General features: G+C 40.7%; 13 protein-coding genes. 6 read left to right on the forward strand and 7 right to left on the reverse strand.

Annotated elements, in window-relative coordinates:
- Window positions 1-135 precede the first annotated feature (135 nt).
- Both DP114_RS27945 and DP114_RS27950 read left to right on the forward strand, forming a co-directional pair.
- Window positions 136-1,461, forward strand: coding sequence for an ATP-binding protein (locus DP114_RS27945; RefSeq protein WP_171977670.1), 1,326 nt, complete (start codon window positions 136-138; stop codon window positions 1,459-1,461).
- A gap of 249 nt (window positions 1,462-1,710) precedes the next feature.
- Window positions 1,711-3,942 (forward strand): DEAD/DEAH box helicase, encoded by a 2,232-nt coding sequence (locus DP114_RS27950; RefSeq protein ID WP_171977671.1) that lies wholly within the window; start codon window positions 1,711-1,713, stop codon window positions 3,940-3,942.
- Between the two features lie 109 nt (window positions 3,943-4,051).
- Here the strand turns inward: DP114_RS27950 and DP114_RS27955 are convergent, their stop codons facing one another.
- The 7 genes from DP114_RS27955 to DP114_RS27985 form a co-directional block, all read right to left on the reverse strand.
- The gene (locus tag DP114_RS27955) at window positions 4,052-4,642 is read right to left on the reverse strand and encodes a DUF4833 domain-containing protein (protein ID WP_171977672.1); all 591 of its coding nucleotides are present in this window, start codon (window positions 4,640-4,642) and stop codon (window positions 4,052-4,054) included.
- 134 nt (window positions 4,643-4,776) lie between these two features.
- Window positions 4,777-5,748: a hypothetical protein gene (locus tag DP114_RS27960; protein WP_171977673.1), complete on the reverse strand. Its 972-nt coding sequence runs from the start codon at window positions 5,746-5,748 to the stop codon at window positions 4,777-4,779.
- A gap of 93 nt (window positions 5,749-5,841) precedes the next feature.
- Window positions 5,842-6,423 carry a hypothetical protein gene (locus DP114_RS27965; protein ID WP_169268401.1) on the reverse strand — a complete coding sequence of 194 codons (582 nt, stop codon included), beginning with the start codon at window positions 6,421-6,423 and terminating at the stop codon, window positions 5,842-5,844.
- 762 nt (window positions 6,424-7,185) lie between these two features.
- On the reverse strand, window positions 7,186-7,797 hold the full coding sequence (locus DP114_RS27970) for a CPBP family intramembrane glutamic endopeptidase (protein ID WP_171977674.1): 612 nt from the start codon (window positions 7,795-7,797) through the stop codon (window positions 7,186-7,188).
- A gap of 2 nt (window positions 7,798-7,799) precedes the next feature.
- The gene (locus tag DP114_RS27975; protein WP_171977675.1) at window positions 7,800-10,049 is read right to left on the reverse strand and encodes a CHAT domain-containing protein; all 2,250 of its coding nucleotides are present in this window, start codon (window positions 10,047-10,049) and stop codon (window positions 7,800-7,802) included.
- A gap of 12 nt (window positions 10,050-10,061) precedes the next feature.
- A complete protein-coding gene (locus DP114_RS27980; RefSeq protein ID WP_171977676.1) occupies window positions 10,062-11,021 on the reverse strand; it encodes a DUF1822 family protein in 960 nt (319 codons plus the stop codon).
- Complete coding sequence (locus tag DP114_RS27985) at window positions 11,011-11,667, reverse strand: sigma-70 family RNA polymerase sigma factor (protein ID WP_171977677.1); 657 nt, start codon at window positions 11,665-11,667, stop codon at window positions 11,011-11,013. Before DP114_RS27985 ends, DP114_RS27980 begins: the two co-directional genes overlap by 11 nt.
- 1,628 nt (window positions 11,668-13,295) lie before the next feature.
- Between DP114_RS27985 and DP114_RS27990 the strand changes: the two genes are divergently transcribed.
- The 4 genes from DP114_RS27990 to DP114_RS28005 all read left to right on the forward strand — a co-directional run bounded on the left by DP114_RS27990 (window position 13,296) and on the right by DP114_RS28005 (window position 16,406).
- Entirely contained in the window at window positions 13,296-13,817 is a 522-nt protein-coding gene (locus DP114_RS27990; protein WP_172195311.1) for a phycocyanin subunit beta, read from the forward strand.
- A gap of 58 nt (window positions 13,818-13,875) precedes the next feature.
- Window positions 13,876-14,367, forward strand: coding sequence for a phycocyanin subunit alpha (gene cpcA, locus DP114_RS27995; RefSeq protein WP_172195313.1), 492 nt, complete (start codon window positions 13,876-13,878; stop codon window positions 14,365-14,367).
- A gap of 328 nt (window positions 14,368-14,695) precedes the next feature.
- Entirely contained in the window at window positions 14,696-15,511 is an 816-nt protein-coding gene (locus tag DP114_RS28000) for a phycobilisome linker polypeptide (RefSeq protein ID WP_172195315.1), read from the forward strand.
- Window positions 15,512-15,539: 28 nt separating this feature from the next.
- Window positions 15,540-16,406: a phycobilisome linker polypeptide gene (locus tag DP114_RS28005; protein WP_172195317.1), complete on the forward strand. Its 867-nt coding sequence runs from the start codon at window positions 15,540-15,542 to the stop codon at window positions 16,404-16,406.
- Window positions 16,407-16,458: the final 52 nt, after the last annotated feature.

A 16,458-nucleotide genomic window follows, 5' to 3' on the forward strand; every position in this document is an offset into this window, starting at 1 on the left:
AATATTCTTCCATATTTCAGCTATAAAGACTTTCACCTAGGTTACATATTTGGTAAATTGCAACAGAGGAGACGCCCACTCAATGCTTTTCCACCTGCTTCCTAGGAACAAGAAAAGTGAGGTGCATTAATTTACATGACAAAGCTCAAAATCTCAAAAAAAGTATCCACTGCGTTGATAAATTCTCTAGGTGCGGGAGTCGTACCTAGAGTCGGATTAGAACACATAGCAGTAGGGCGGGAACAAGAATTTAAAACCCTATCACAAAATCTTGATGACATAGCAGAAGGGGTAGCAGCATTTCGCTTCGTCATTGGTAATTACGGTTCCGGCAAAAGCTTCATGCTACAATTGCTTCGCAACCGTGGTATGGAGCAAGGTTTTGTCGTAGCTGATGCTGACTTATGCTGGGAACGCCGATTAGCAGGAAGCAACAACGAAGGGTTGGCAACGTATCGAGAACTAATGAGGCATCTTACAACAAAAACTCGTCCTGATGGTGGTGCATTGGTTTCCATTTTAGAAGGATGGATTAATAAAATTCAACAAGAAGTTGCCAAAGAAACTGGGATGCGTCCCAATGATGAAGGTTTTGATGACCAAGTTGAAGCAAAAATCAGGGAAGTCGTTCAATATATAGAAGACTTAGTTCACGGATTTGATTTTGGTAGTGTTATTGTTGCTTACTGGCGCGGCTATCGCTTGGATGATGATGATTTGAAAAATGCAGCACTGCGATGGTTGCGGGGAGAATTTTCCACCAAAACTGAAGCAAAAGCCGCCTTGGGAGTACGTGTTATTATTGACGATGAAAGTTGGTATGATTACATTAAACTCATTGCTAAATTTGTTGCGGAGATTGGCTATAAAGGCCTTTTAATTCTGCTGGATGAAGCTGCACTTTTATACCAGATATCTCCGACAGTAACACGGGAAAAAAACTATAACAGATTGCTAGGGATGTTTAATGATATTATGCAGTGTAAAGCAGAACATCTTGGCATTTTTATTGGTGGTACGACAAGATTTTTAGAAGACCCAAATCGAGGTCTTTTTGCAGATGCTGCTTGGCGAAGACGGACAAAAGAAAGCCGTTTTGTCACTCAAGCCGGTGTCCAGGAATATATGGGACCAGTCATGCGGCTTAACCCGCTAACAGAAGCAGAAATCCTGACGCTTTTGCAAAGATTAACAGAAATCCATGCTATCAACTTTGGTTATGAGAAGAATTTCAAAAATAGTGATTTGAAGGATTTTGTACAAGAAATTGTTAAGCGTTTGGGTGCAGAAGCTTTGCTGACACCAGGGGAAATTGTACGGGATTTCCTGAGTGTATTGAATCTTCTTTATCAAAATTCAAATCTTTCTTTTGCTCAACTCATTCATGGTGCTAACTTTAAACCGACTGTTAAGGGTAAAGATGCAGATTTGGATGATAATGCAGCAGAATTTAGTTTGTAAAAGTAACTGTAAAACACAAGATATAAAGTAGAGTGACAGGATGCGTATACTCATATCTTGTACCATACTTTTCGTCCGCCAAGAAATAAATTTCTTGGCTCAAAGTCCAAGTCCGTTAAAACGGACTGAAAAACTTACTCAGTCCGTTTTAACGGACTTGGTTTATTAGCCCAGAACTTAAGTTCTGGGCGTACTCAGCCTGAGGTACAAGATCTGAGTATAGCAATCCTGTTAAGGTGTAAGTACAAAATGAGCGATGCTATATTTTCCCGACTCGCCCCTTTTATCCAAGAATATATTTACAGTCATAACTGGACTGAATTAAGACCAGTTCAAATTGAAGCTTGTAAAGTTATCTTTAACACTGATGCTCATTTGCTCGTTGCTGCTGGTACTGCTTCGGGGAAAACAGAAGCGGCATTTTTACCTGTTTTGACTTTATTATATGAAAACCCTTCTGCTACAATTGGTGCACTGTATATTGGTCCTATTAAGGCTTTAATTAATGATCAATTTGAACGTTTAAATGATTTGTTGAAAGAGGCGGATATCCCCGTTTGGTATTGGCATGGTGATGTTAGTCAAAGTCATAAAACTAAACTTCTTAAGAATCCTAAAGGTATTCTGCAAATTACGCCAGAATCTTTAGAAAGTTTATTAATTAATAAATATCATGAGTTGACGCGTTTGTTTGGTGATTTGCGGTTTGTGATCATTGATGAAATTCATGCATTTATGGGTTCAGAACGCGGTTGTCAGATTCTTTGTCAATTGGCACGGTTGGCAAGATTGACGCAAAGAGAACCTCGAAGAATTGGTTTGTCGGCGACTTTGGGTGATTACTCGATGGCTGAGGAGTGGTTATGTTCTGGGACTGATAAGTTGGTGGTTACTCCGAAGATTGAGGGAGGAAAGCGTCAAATTAAACTTGCTGTTGAGCATTTTGTTCTGTCTGAAACGAACCGCCAAGTCGCCAAGGACGCAGAGAGAAGAAAAGAGAAGAGAGAAGAAGACGTAAGTGTATATGATAGATATCTTTTTAATTTGAGTAAGTCTCGGAAGTGTCTGATTTTTGCTAATAACAAATCTCAAACGGAATCTGTGATTTCATCTTTGCGTCAAATTGCTGCTGAAGATGGGTATCCAGATATTTATCATGTGCATCATGGTAGTATTTCTGCGAGTTTGCGTCAAGCGGCTGAAGCTGCTATGCGTGAACCAAATTATCCTGCGGTGACTGCTGCGACGTTGACTTTAGAGTTGGGTATTGATATTGGTTATTTGGAGAGAGTTATTCAGTTGGAATCGCCTCTTTCTGTTGCTAGTTTTTTACAGCGGTTGGGACGTACTGGAAGAAGAGGTGAAGCTGCTGATATGCGGTTTGTTTGTGCTGAGGAGAAAGTACATGCAGAAGCATCTTTACCGGAACAAGTTCCTTGGCAAATTTTGCAATGTATTGCAATTATTCAACTTTATTTAGAGGAACGGTGGATTGAACCAATTAAGCCTCTTAGATATCCGTTGAGTTTGTTATACCATCAGACAATGAGTGTTTTAGTAGCAATGGGAGAAGTTTCTCCTGCTGCTCTTGCTAAAGAGGTTTTAAGTCTACCAAGTTTTGCTGCTATTTCTCAAGAAGATTTTAAGTTATTATTGCGCTATCTCATTGATATTGACCATCTTCACTTAACTGAACAAGGTAAACTCATCGTTGGTTTAGCTGGGGAGAAGGTGGTAGGAAAGTTTCAGTTTTACGCTGTTTTTCCTGATAATCAAGAATATGTGGTTAAGCAAGGAACAACAGAAATTGGTAGTATCACAATGCCGTCTCCGGTTGGACATCTATTTGCTTTGGCAGGGAAAACTTGGGAAGTTACAGATGTTGATTTTAAAAGAAAGATTATTTTAGTTAAGCAGGTAGATGGTAAAGCTAGTATTTTTTGGCGGGGTGGTAGTGGTACGATTCATACAAGAATTTTGCAACGAATGCGACAAGTGTTGTTTGAGGATATCGAGTACAGCTACTTACAAGAGAATGCTTTGAAACGTTTGCATTCAGCTCGTGAATTAGCAAGAGATGCGGGACTAGATAAACACAATATTTTGCAGTTAGAAAAGGGAAAGTGTTGTATTTTTCCTTGGATGGGTACTGTCGCTTACCGTACTTTGGAAAAATTGCTGAACTGTTTTTGCCGCGAGTCGTTGGAAATTAGCAGTATAAGTGGCGACAATCCTTATTTTTTGACACTTAAATTAGCTCATAAAAAAATCGAATCTCTTTATTCTGAAATTGTTTCCTTATGTGAGCAAAGAATAAATAATCAGGATTTAGTGAGTGAAATGGATGCTCCACAAATTCAAAAGTATGATGAGTTTATTCCTTATCCACTTTTACGAAAAGCGTTTGCCAGCAATCATTTAGATATGTTGGAACTGAGGCAACAAGTCGCTCTTTGGCAAGGATATGATAATTCGTATTGATTCTTTTGTTAAGATAAAAAATATTATCATAAATCTTCAAATCACCATCTTCTCTAATAAAATAGTGCATTAAGTGTAGATTGGGTTTCGCATTGCTCAACCCGACTCCTTAGAAACTGCAATTAGATCTACAGACAATCTCTTCCTGCTTTTGACCAGCACCGTAAAATGTGATGCTGTGAACGGTACCACCAAGCCCAAATAAACCCTGTCTAGTCAAATCAATATGGACTTGGAGTAGCTGAGTAGCTTCGCCGTTGATTTTTGTAAAAGCCGATATTTGACACTCTTGACTTTTTAATCGGGTAGACCGAATTGTAATGGGTTTGGAAATTCCTCGTGCTTTGAAGCCGTTCACTTCCATGACTATTTCGTTACCTGAGACTGATTGGCTAGCAATACCAAAAGCTGGAACTTCCATAGCAAGCAAACGCTCTAACCGACCACTTTCGAGCTTCCAATAGGGGTACACAGGTTTAGAAGTTTTCAGAGAGCAGTCTGCATTAGTCTGCACACCATAATGCACCTGGTTACCGTTGTCGCTCTTGGTAATGAAGAAAATACTATTGAGGCTTGTAGCATAGGAAGGGGTGGTTGAAAGAAGTAACAGTGCGATCGCCCGCAAGGGCTTGGCTCCCTGCTGGAGCATCGCACCACCTACAAAGGAAAGATTTGTTAGCTTCTTTGGTAGCTCAGACATAAATTTCAGCATTGAAAAATTTAAAAAATTATAGAAAAGATTATCCTCAGGGTAAATAGTTAAAGATTAGTAGTAAAAACTTTAGTCCTAAAAGCAGAAAGAAATTCCTTACTAAGAACTAGATTATGATATTTTTAGTATCCTGCTTTTTTTAGCATTCCATAAATAACAGTGACGTTACGTAAAATATTTACTTGTTCCTCTCTAGTCAAATGACTCGAAGGAGATATCAGAAGATTCATAAAGGATGTGTCTTCCAGCAACACACTTACCCCTCTGTCGATATAAGCTTCACGTTGTGAGTCATTTTCGAAATCCACTCCAGTGGTATCAAGTTTAGAGCCGTTTAAAGTCAACATTCCGTTAACTGTTAATCGGTTACAATTATCATTTTTTGGTTTAACTGTAACGTACTTTTTGCAAACGCTATTGGAAATTTGGGCTAAAACTCGCGGCTCCGAAATCTTTTTTTGTGCATTCATAGGAGACAAATTCGGAGAAGGTAAATAAGGAGGAGGCGAATTAGGAGAAGGTAAAGCCACTGGTGAGGAGTTGGATCTTGATGACGCTCTTGAGTTACCGCCAATTGCTGCTTGCCATCCTCCAATTGTTCGATTACGCGAATTGTGAGTAATGTCAATGCCAAAATCCAGATACGCATACGCACCAATTGATCCCAAGAGAATTGTCTCTATCACATCATCGCTAAATACCACTCGCGCACTTCTAATACTTTGAGTAACAGAAGCATCCCTTACAAGAATAGGAGAAGTTCTGTTGATGAAAACCGTCAGATCTCTATCTGATTGTAAATTTAAACCTGTCGGACTATATTTAGCTGCCCTAAGAGCTGCAACAACTTTGTGAACAATTTCTGAGCAGCGAATACCCACAATCTTAATATATGTGGGATTATTGCGCACAAATGCTGGAGCATTCTTCTGACAATGATCAGCCGCATTAAGAGCAGCATCACCGACTGAAGTAATTCGCGATTTTGCTCTTACCTGAGAAGGAAAAAAAGTGGCAGAGGTCACTAAAATCGGAGCTAAAACTAAGCCGATTCTATTTAAGTTCATAATCCTTTTTTGTTTAAAGATACTCATGTTGCGCTGGAGAAATATCAGGTATAGGGAAAGAGTGAGATGGAAAAGTTATTAGTCTCACTCCCATAGCGCCGTTCTAATTATTGTTCTGGTCTAATTGCCATAGAATGATCCTCCAGGACCAGATCCGTATATGGGCCCAATTGGTGCAGTAGATGGGGGAGCGGAGTTATAGCTTGGTGTTGAGGGGTTTTGTATATAGTAATATTCTTGTGTTTGTTGTGATGACGCTCCTGAGTTTCCCCCCATTGCTGCCCCCAATACTCCAAGCATTAGTAACATCTGTTTCGCTTGTTGTTCCTGTCTAGCGCGTTTTTGAGCAATATATTGCTTTTGTTGTTCTGGAGTAAGACTTTCAAAGTATCTTCGTTCTTGCTCACGTCTAGCTGCTGCTGCTGCTGCACGTTCTTGTTTTCGTTGTCTATAAAAATTTAAACGTTCCTGTCTTTGCCTAGCTCTTTGTGTGTTGCGTATCTCGCGGTCTACTGTATTGATTTCTTGGGTGATAGAGCGGAAGGTCTGAGCCACCTGGATTGTTTTTGCTACATTGGGTAAAGATTGACTCGATAGGGATTGATCTGTTGAGGGATTGATCGATTGACTTGCGGCTAAACACGGAGAAATGCTAGAGAGTGAAAATAAAGCAAGACTTGATAATCCAACAATGAATTTCATAGGACTGTATTCTTTATAGTGGTAGCTTTTGGTAACTGAGATAATCGATGTTTGTAGATAGAATTCCAGAATGGAAGCTTACAGCAGCAGGCATTCTGACTTACCTTTGCAATTTCGTATCCCTCGCAATATAGATACGTACGATAGTCACCCCGTGCTGCACAATACTCAAAAAATTCTGCTTGAGCTTTATACCAGAACAACTAAAATAGCAATGGCTTCTCTTCGAGACGCTCCGCGAACGCCAACGCCAAGGAGGATCGCACTACAGCTTCAATCTAGATACGTACGATAGTCACCCCGTGCTGCACAATACTCAAAAAACTTTGCTTGAGCCTGATACCAGACTCACTAAAATGACGATGGGCTTTCGTCCCGCCTTCGGCAGAGCTTCGCTTAACGCACTACAGCTTCAATCTAGATACGTACGACGATAGTCACCCCGTGCTGCACAACACTTAAAAAATTTTGCTTGAGCCTGATACCAGACTCACTAAAATAGCGATGGGCTTTCGCCTCGCCTTCGGCGATTGCCTAGCCCCTAAAAGGGGCGCTGCGCAAACGGCAGAGCTTCGCTTAACGCACTACTGGCTTAATCTAGATACGTACTATAGTCACCCTGTACTGCAAAACACTCAACCAATTTTGCATGAGCTTTATTTTACCAGACTAACTGTAAATTATCTGAACTGTAATTAGTCTATTTCTTGAACATCCTGTAGCACTGCATTAAGGAGATGAGAGGGCTGCTATCGGCAAGAATTACACCAATCCAACCAGGATAGCGATCGCACCCAGTACTGAGTGACTGACGATAATACTATATAAATTGCGATACTTTGCGTAGTGACAGCCCCAGAACAGACCAAGGATAAATGTGGACAGCAGCGTAGGTACATCTCGATAGATGAGATGAACAAAACTGTAGAGTAATGTCGAGAGCAGAATCTGTACCCAAATCGCCAACTTTGCTCTAGAAAAAATCCCGAATAAAAAGCCGCGATATAAAAACTCTTGTACAGGAGAAGATACACCAACAAAGAAAAGATAGAAAGTCCATTTGTATGCAGAGTTGTCGATGCGTGGCCCTTGCATAATATAGTAAATGAACATGAGCAAAGCAGAAGCCAATGTTGGTAGGGCGATCGCTTTGAGAGAACTTCCCAGGTGTCGTTTCGTAAATCCCAGTTCTAAAGCAGAGAATCGGTACAGTTGCGCGATCGCAAAAATAGCTATAGCAGCCAAGATGAGGACATAAAATCGCGCCCGAAAAGGAACTAATCCCAAATCAATCAGTATAATCGGCAAAATGTATGCCAAGCCTACAATCAGCATTACTTTCTGCTGTTCTTTGCTGACTAATTTACCTTCCATATTCACTCGTCTCCAACGCCATGATCAATCAACCGCACGAACAGGAAGAAAAATAAAACAGCAAAGAAAAGGCTACTTGCAAACCAAGGAGTCAGCGGATTGGTACTATTCATTCCAAATAGGTGATCAATGAGATAAACTCCAAACCAGCTACCTAGAAGCGTCAAAATGAAACTACCTAACAAGAATGACAATAAAATAGGCTGATATTTTTTGGTGGCACTTCTGTAGATGCTGCTAACAGTTGCTGAAAATATGATGGCAATAATTGCATAAAGAAGAACATTGAGTCCAGCTAAAGTACCTTTCAACTCAGGTGAAAATAACAGGCTTTTGGTATGCTCTATGCTGTAGCTTTGAAAGGGCACCCACAACAGAATACCTAGTTCACAGATGATGACATATGTCAAGTATTTATTCTTATTAAATATGGAATCTGGTACAAACCAAATCGTCGCCACAAGCGCCAAAATCTGGACACCACAAGAAATAATGGCAATAAAGGTGAAGGCGTAAAACCATCGACTAATTGAAAAGGGTTGAGTATTTTGTCGCCAAACATCATAAGCGGTAGCAATCCGCAAAAGTCCTTGAAATCCTGCGATGTTATCGAATGTATGAAGACGTTTAATGACTGGCTCTAACTCTGATTTTTTCAGTGTCAAATTCCCGTCAACATCGAAAATCTGACGGGTATTAAAAATTTCTTGGGGAATGTTCTGAATATCTGCTGCTGAAGTTTGCCACTTTAAGTAGAGTTGGGGAAGTTGCTGTGCATAAATTGTCGTCGTCGCATCGGATTTGAACTCCATTAACATGATGCGATCGCCAGTAAGCTCAAAGAACAGCCCCCCCGATACGAGAAAAATAGTTAAGAGTGTCAAAAATACAAACGGGCGTGTCTTGACGCGAATCATGCAATGTGCTCTGTAAGCCGCAAACAGAGGCATCCAGAGAAATAGGGAAGGATAGACTACCAGGTGAGGGTAGAGTCCTGCGTAAAGTGTCAAGGTTTCCCAACCCTGAAACTCGCTGAATATCCCTATGGGTAGGCAAACTAGCACAGCGATCGCAATCATGCCCAATACCATCTCCCAGCGCCAAGATAACCTCCTCTCGGAAAACAAACGGTTCCATGTCAGTTCTTTCGCCAGAGGATTAGCAACAATTACAGGAAGCCAACTTTTGCCCGGTTCAAATTTCTTTTGTAACTGCTGTCGTGCTGCATTCATCGATGCAAATAAAGAGCGATCTTTGACAAAAGCTTCCAGAAAATGCCTCAATAATTCTCTAGCGACAGAGGACTCAACCATTTCGCGCATCACAATACAGTAGGGTAGAGATAGCTCGGTTAATTGGTTTGCCAGTCCTAAACCATCACAAGAATTAAAGATTGCCAGTTGCAATTTTTTCTGGATCGCATCTTGGAGCAAGTCTGTTAGTTCAGTGATTTCGATAATTCCTTGTGCGCCATCGGCTGAGTTAATTTGAATGCGCCCAATTCGTCCGTCGCGATCGCTTTCACTATGTCCGGCAAAAAAGAAAATCTGCCAGCCTTGAGAGTCTTTTAACTTTTGTTCTAACTCTTGGCGCGTAGGTTGTCTGAGGATATGAGGTTCTCCACCATGCTGTCTCAGGCTTTTGATAAAATCCTCTTCTTCTGCAAAACCAAGCTTTTCGTCACCAAACACTACAAGTATGCGTGCAGTTGCTTTCAGTTGTGGTGTTTGCTTCTGAGTCAGCCGCTTAAAATTTGTGGCACTAATTGCCACTTCTACACCTCTGCTAGTATACGCTGCCAAGGTATCCCACTCTTGCCAAGGCAGTCCCCGCAGTTGTCGGTCTTCTGTCTGTACAATAATTTGGATTTCATCCTTTTGTGTAATTTTCTTCCTAAATTTTTCTAAAACCCGACTGACACGCTGATCTGATTGTCCATTCTCATCGATCCAGCCATCCCTACCCAACCATTTGTTTAATTCGGTTTTCAAGGAATTTGCTAGTTCTGTGAGATTGACTACTCCTGAAATCAGCTTGTCACGATTTTTTGCTACCTTACGATTACCTTGAAGACCAATATAATACTGCCATTCTTTGAACTTATCTTCGAGAGGTTTTGGTAAAGGAGAGAGAAAGGAAACGAGTTCTTCAATTTGTCCTTCTTGATCGTAGATGGCAAGGGTGACAGGCAGAACTTCAGAATGGTTAAGTTGTACTCGTCCGCCAATTTTAAAGGAGATTTTAAATGCCATTGCAACTCTTTTTTAGGCGATAAAGTATTCTCTCATGAAAATTTCTCCTATCCGCAACTCTACCCAGAACTCCTCACCTGAAGATAATTCCAGAGGGATAGAAATCAAATCAGCCGCCTCATTGACTGTTTCGGTATAAATATCAGATTCGTCTGGCACACTGACCTGCATTCCTCTAGGCAGAGAACCATTTTTACATTGGACATTAACTCTGACAAAAATCAATTTGTCGTTGTTCTGGGAAACAGAAAGTTGCATTTCAAATACTTGCCCTGCCAACTGGAGCTTTTTCTTGCAGGTTGCACTCCTGAGATCGCGCATTGAGGGTTCCCAGTCCGCCTCATAAATGTTATTCAACCAGTTTCTTAAGTAAGTAATTTTTTTTTCTGCAAATTCTCGCGTCAGGTCATTTGTCTTGACTATTTCAGTCAGTGAATCAGTAAATGAAGATGTTTCTTGTTGCGCCAAGTAATCGATTAGATCATCCATAGACTGTAAATCAGCAATCGCGAAGCGGGCGCTCTGCGCCATCGCCACTTCTGTATCTGTGGTTTCTGGATGAAAAGCAGGTAAAAACCCAAATAGTGTCGCTTCTTTTTCTGAACTAGCAATTTCTACAAATAAATAGCCGATGTGATTGCTCAAACTTGCCGGTGGTAGAATCACAGTATCCTGTCCTGTAGCAAGTACACAACACTCCAAATTGCCTAATCCAGGAAGTTCTAGATCGCTTACTTCACTCCATAAACGACGCGCTGCATTCCATCTTTCTGGTTGAATAATATTAGTCTCAAAACCGAGCAAACGAAAATACGCATCAGCAACGAGTACAGCTAGAGTCTTAAAATAGACTCTTTCTTGGGCATCTTGCGTGAAATACTGCGACGCATAAGCTCTGGCTTGTCGGCGAAACGATGCAGTCACTGGGAAGGGAATGGCTAGTTCTCGTAAGACATTTAGCTTATCGCTCATAATTATCTTCTCCAAACAGCCTCTGATTTATATCTAACCACTCTTGGAGTAAGGGTTCACATTTTCTGCACCAATGAGAAGAGATTACACCACGTGTCGAGCCAACTTCCGCAGCAATTTCCTGCCATTCTTTACCAACGACGAGTCTCAAATGGGCAAGCAATTGACAGTTTGCTTTTGGGTTAGTTGCTATGTGGCAAGCCTGAAGAAGATTCTCAGGATCGTCTTTGATCCATTGGACAAATGATTCCCAAGTATCAAGCAGTAAGTTAGCATCTATCCCAGAAGGAACTAGATCTAAGGGGTCGAGTTCAACCTCATCACTTTGCCATACAGATTGTCTGTGAGAGCGATCGCGTTTAGCCGCGCGAATTTCATCCCTGTACTGATTGCGAAGACAGGTGTTAAACCAAGCCAAAAATGAACCTCGACTTGGATCATATTTGTCGCAAAGTGTTTTGCTCAAATTAAACATGGTTTTATATAGAGCTTCTTCGTAGAGATCATTCCCTTCACTCCCAGTACGCCTTGATTTCAGGAGAACTCGGAGCAAAGAGTTGATGGCTTTACTACGCTGTGGGCTGGTTGGTGGGTGACTGCAAGCTTCTTGAATAAGCGATTGCAGGTAGAGGTTTAGCTCGTCCATAAACTTATGACATAGTTCTAGCAGTGTCACTAAGCAGACGATAAACTCTACTACTATCTGTTACGAAGAGTAATGGCATCGTTCTGCAAAAAGATTTAGTAAATCGCAAACTTTTTCTCAAAGGTTTTCTTTTATGAGAGTTTACGTCTAATTTGGTTGCAAAAGTCGTTTTTCAAGAGTAAAAAGCTATTTTGACAACCAAAACTCCAGAAAGCACACTGATAAGCGTTATAAATGAAAATCTAAAAATCTATTTCTAAAATCAATCTAAATGAAGGCAACAATTAGGTTAAATAGCCAAAAATAAAAATGACAATAGATAAGCAAATTCCCTGTTTTTCGCTCAAATTCGTATCTTGGAGCCAATTAGCCCTCCAAATTAATTTTTCTTTGTTTCAATTAAAATGAAAAGCCATTGAATCCAAAATTTTGACTCACCATATTTTTGTTTATTTACGTTTGATCAAAATTAATTCTTTTTTTAAACTTAACAGTAAAAGAATACACATATATTGCCAGCTAATAAAGTGAATTTTTTGTAAAATCTATGTAAAAAGTTAGTAAATTTGCTCTTGTATAACGTGGCGGAAATAAACAGACCATTTGAAAGAGCTAAAAAGCCCATTCCATAATACTTTTGACTTTTGACTTCCGCCTTGCGGTACTAGCGTCCTTATCAAGTCCCCCGCGCATTTCTTTATGGAAATATATAGCGAATTTTTTGCAAAATAGTCTGAAAATGATTAGTGTCTGTGCATTGCAGATAATAATCCAGCACAACCCATGACTCCTGAAGGCTGGACACAATTTGAAGCGACTTTCTTAAATTCATCAAACAGCTTCCTCTTTCGTTTGCGAACCTTGGGGGTAATGTCTTCTATCTACCTGGACAAAATTGCCTAATCTTTATAGCAAATGAAGGGCTGATTCGATAAATTATTTAATAGTGATAGGAGTAACTAAATTTTTGTAGTCAATATCACTTTTGTTACACTTTATTAATTATTGTAATTAAAGCTACAAAAATTTAGTAAAAATAATTACTATTTTCTTAGTTATCAATGACTGTTTATTGTGAAAAATATCATAAAGACATCTTAAATATACGAGAAAAAATAGATATTACTAAAGATAAATAATTTATGCTTAAAATCATTTTTTTTCCGAAAATTATTCCAGACAAAGGTTACAGACTTCATTTTTAACTTAAATACTAGATTTAATTGAATGTAATTTGTAATAACTACTGCAAATAACAGACTTGCTCATTGATGCTATGCCTTTCTGAACAACACGAAATGTTTTGTAACAAAAATGTGGATGGCAATTATTGTATAAAAGAAATTACGAGTGAATAGGCGAAAGAAAGTAGTGAAGCTTCTGTTTTATTGAGGTTCATTGCTTTTCTCACGATTGTGAATTTTTCTCAGATACTAAAAGATAATTTAGTCTTTTGGAAGAGGATGTTCTTGCTATAAGAAAGCAAATGGTTAAGATTTTTATAATCTTGGCTTCAAGTTCTTGTGCAATTATCCGTCTGAGAAGAAGTGCAAAGCTTAATCCTTCACTTCCTGTTTTAAAATCACATCATTCATTCTCAACTCATCAAAATTTAGGAGATTTCAACTATGGTGCAGGATGCTTTTTCTAAAGTTGTTGCTCAAGCTGACTCACGAGGAGAATACCTCAACGACTCTCAGCTGGATGCTCTACTCGGTTTAGTTAGAGACGGTAACAAGCGCGTTGATGTCATCAACCGAATTTCTAGCAATGCGTCTATTATTGTTGCCAATGCAGTTCGACAGTTGTTCGCTGAACAACCTCAGCTGATTGCGCCTGGTGGAAATGCTTACACAAGCCGTCGTGCTGCTGCTTGTGTACGGGATTTGGAAATCATCCTACGCTATGTGACTTATGCGATTTTTGCGGGAGATGCCAGTGTCCTGGATGATCGTGCCCTCAATGGTTTGCGGGAAACCTATCTGGCACTAGGCACCCCTGGGGCTTCTGTTGCTGTTGGTATTCAGAAGCTGAAGGATGCCTCGATCGCCATTGCCAATGACCCCAACAATATTACCCGTGGTGATTGCAGCGCGCTGATTGCGGAAGTTGCAACCTATTTTGATCGCGCGGCGGCGGCTGTTGCCTAAGTCATCACAACTACATCAAATCAATCCTTTATAGAACAAACTTGGAGATATTAAGTCAATGAGTAAGACGCCTTTAACGGAAGCTATTGTTTCTGCGGATTCCCAAGGTCGCTTTTTGAGTAGCACTGAAATCCAGGTTGCATTCGGTCGTTACCGCCAGGCAGCTGTCAGCTTAGAAGCGGCAAAGACGTTATCTAAAAAAGCGTCAAGTCTGGCTGAAGCCGCTGCAAACGCGGTGTATCAAAAGTTTCCTTATACCACCCAGTTGGATGGACCTAACTACGCTTCTAGTTCTACTGGCAAGGCAAAATGTGTACGCGATGTCGGCTACTATCTCAGGATTATTACTTACGCTTTGGTTGTAGGTGGCACAGGTCCAATCGACGATTATTTGATTGCTGGCTTAGCTGAAATCAACCGCACCTTTGAGTTATCTCCAAGCTGGTACATCGAAGCCCTCAAACACATTAAGGCGAATCATGGTTTATCAGGTGACCCCGCTGTTGAAGCGAACTCCTACATTGATTATGTGATCAATTCTTTGACCTAGCGGAAGTCTTTCAGTTTTGTGTGATGCAGCAAGAAAATAATTTGGTAATTGTCCATGCAAAGTAATGTTATTACGAGATTATTTTCACCAAACTTCGTTTCATAGTTCCACAAAACTGACCTCAAGTTTGCAAATGCGTCGAGCCTTTGTGTAGTCAGCCTGAAAGGCTTCAAACACTGGCATCATTATCTGTTCTCTCAATTCAAACTGACTGAGATACTTATGCTGTTGGAGTTTTCTAGCTTTTCAATGACTACGCAAAGGCTTTTTTTAAATGTCTTTTTAACCAGATTCGCAGTTGTGTAATCGAGATTTAAGAGGTGGAATTATGCCAGCGTTAGGAGAAGCAAGCCGATTAGGGATTCGTCCATTTGCAGATGCTGAAAAGGTTGAACTGCGTCCTGTGAGGACAGAAGCTGATGTCCAAGCGGTTATTTGGGCGACCTATAGACAAGTTTTGGGCAATGAACATCTGATGCAAAGTGAGCGTCTTTTGAGTGCAGAATCACTCTTGCGTCAGGGACAGATTACACTACGGGATTTTGTGCGTGCGATCGCTCAATCGAAACTGTATCGACAAAAGTTCTTCTATTCCAACTCTCAAGTTCGCTTCATTGAATTGAATTATAAACATCTTTTGGGTCGTGCTCCTTACGACGAGTCAGAAATTGCCTACCACGTCGATCTCTACAATTCTCAAGGTTACGAAGCTGATATTAATTCCTACATTGATTCTGTTGAGTATCAACAAAGCTTTGGGGATTCCATTGTGCCTTACTATCGGGGCTTCCAAACTGTCGTAGGACAAAAAACAGTCGGATTTCCGCATTTTTTCCAGTTGTATCGAGGCTATGCGAATAGCGATCGCGCTCAAAATAAACCCAAAGGACAATTAACTTGGGATCTAGCAAAAAACCTGGTATCCCCTATCTACCCAGCTTCTGCTGGCACCTTAACTGGCACTTCAACAGGTCGTCGCGGTGGTAACACTTATCGAATTCGCCTCACGCAGGCGGCTTCTCCTAACTCTACAGTTATCCGCCAAAGTATTAGTGAAGTGGTTGTCCCTTTTGAGCAGTTGTCGGATCGATTGCAACAACTCAATCGCCAAGGACGCAAGATTATTAGCATCACTCTTTCATAAAAGTTTTTAATCAAGGAGACTCTTTTAGATGGCTATTACAACAGCCGCCTCTCGACTCGGAACCTCTGCTTTTAGTAATGCTGCACCTATTGAATTATGGTCTAAAGCCAGCCAGACAGATATTTCTGCTGTGATCGCGGCTGTTTATCGTCAAGTCTTAGGCAATGATTATTTATTAAAATCCGAACGCCTGACTGGCGCAGAATCTCTGCTGTTGAATGGCTCGATCAGCGTGCGAGAATTTGTCCGTCAGGTGGCAAAATCCCAACTGTATAAAGCTAAGTTTTTCTCCAGTAGCTTCCACAGCCGTTTCACGGAATTGAACTACAAACATTTTTTGGGTCGTGCTCCTTATGATGAATCTGAGATAGCCTATCACCTGGATTTGTACCAAACCAAAGGATACGACGCTGACATTGATTCCTATATTGACTCAACCGAGTACGAAGTTAACTTTGGGGAAAATATCGTACCCTACTATCGGGGATTTACGACTCAACCGGGACAGAAAACCGTGGGCTTTACCCGGATTTTTCAGCTGTATCGTGGGTATGCGACGAGCGATCGCTCCCAAATCCCAGGCAATTCTCCTCGTCTAGCTAGTGAACTGGCGAAAAATAGTGCATCAACCGTAGTTGCTCCTGCCCCTAGCAATAATGGCTTTGCCTATCGTCCTCCCCTAAGAGGAGAAACTCCCAGCAGCACATTTGGAGGCTCACAAGCTTTTGGCACAGGACGACTCTATCGAGTTGAAGTGGCAAGTATTTCCAAACCAGGATATCCCAAGGTTCGCCGCGTCAACCAAGCAGTCGTTATCCCCTACGAACAGCTATCAGATTACTTTCAAAGGGTTCAACGCCAAAATGGCAAGATTGCCAGTATTACGCCTCTTTAATCCAGACTTTATAAAATTTGTCAATCCCCCGAAAAGGGGGAATTTAAATTTC

The organism is Brasilonema sennae CENA114, from assembly GCF_006968745.1.
GTDB classification, from domain to species: domain Bacteria; phylum Cyanobacteriota; class Cyanobacteriia; order Cyanobacteriales; family Nostocaceae; genus Brasilonema; species Brasilonema sennae.

Bases quoted from the DNA above. Each gene is read 5' to 3' on its own strand.
- DP114_RS27945 (WP_171977670.1), top strand. From the start codon at position 136: ATGACAAAGCTCAAAATCTCAAAAAAAGTATCCACTGCGTTGATAAAT.
- DP114_RS27950 (WP_171977671.1), top strand. From the start codon at position 1,711: ATGAGCGATGCTATATTTTCCCGACTCGCCCCTTTTATCCAAGAATAT.
- DP114_RS27955 (WP_171977672.1), bottom strand. From the start codon at position 4,642: ATGTCTGAGCTACCAAAGAAGCTAACAAATCTTTCCTTTGTAGGTGGT.
- DP114_RS27960 (WP_171977673.1), bottom strand. From the start codon at position 5,748: ATGAGTATCTTTAAACAAAAAAGGATTATGAACTTAAATAGAATCGGC.
- DP114_RS27965 (WP_169268401.1), bottom strand. From the start codon at position 6,423: ATGAAATTCATTGTTGGATTATCAAGTCTTGCTTTATTTTCACTCTCT.
- DP114_RS27970 (WP_171977674.1), bottom strand. From the start codon at position 7,797: ATGGAAGGTAAATTAGTCAGCAAAGAACAGCAGAAAGTAATGCTGATT.
- DP114_RS27975 (WP_171977675.1), bottom strand. From the start codon at position 10,049: ATGGCATTTAAAATCTCCTTTAAAATTGGCGGACGAGTACAACTTAAC.
- DP114_RS27980 (WP_171977676.1), bottom strand. From the start codon at position 11,021: ATGAGCGATAAGCTAAATGTCTTACGAGAACTAGCCATTCCCTTCCCA.
- DP114_RS27985 (WP_171977677.1), bottom strand. From the start codon at position 11,667: ATGGACGAGCTAAACCTCTACCTGCAATCGCTTATTCAAGAAGCTTGC.
- DP114_RS27990 (WP_172195311.1), top strand. From the start codon at position 13,296: ATGGTGCAGGATGCTTTTTCTAAAGTTGTTGCTCAAGCTGACTCACGA.
- cpcA (WP_172195313.1), top strand. From the start codon at position 13,876: ATGAGTAAGACGCCTTTAACGGAAGCTATTGTTTCTGCGGATTCCCAA.
- DP114_RS28000 (WP_172195315.1), top strand. From the start codon at position 14,696: ATGCCAGCGTTAGGAGAAGCAAGCCGATTAGGGATTCGTCCATTTGCA.
- DP114_RS28005 (WP_172195317.1), top strand. From the start codon at position 15,540: ATGGCTATTACAACAGCCGCCTCTCGACTCGGAACCTCTGCTTTTAGT.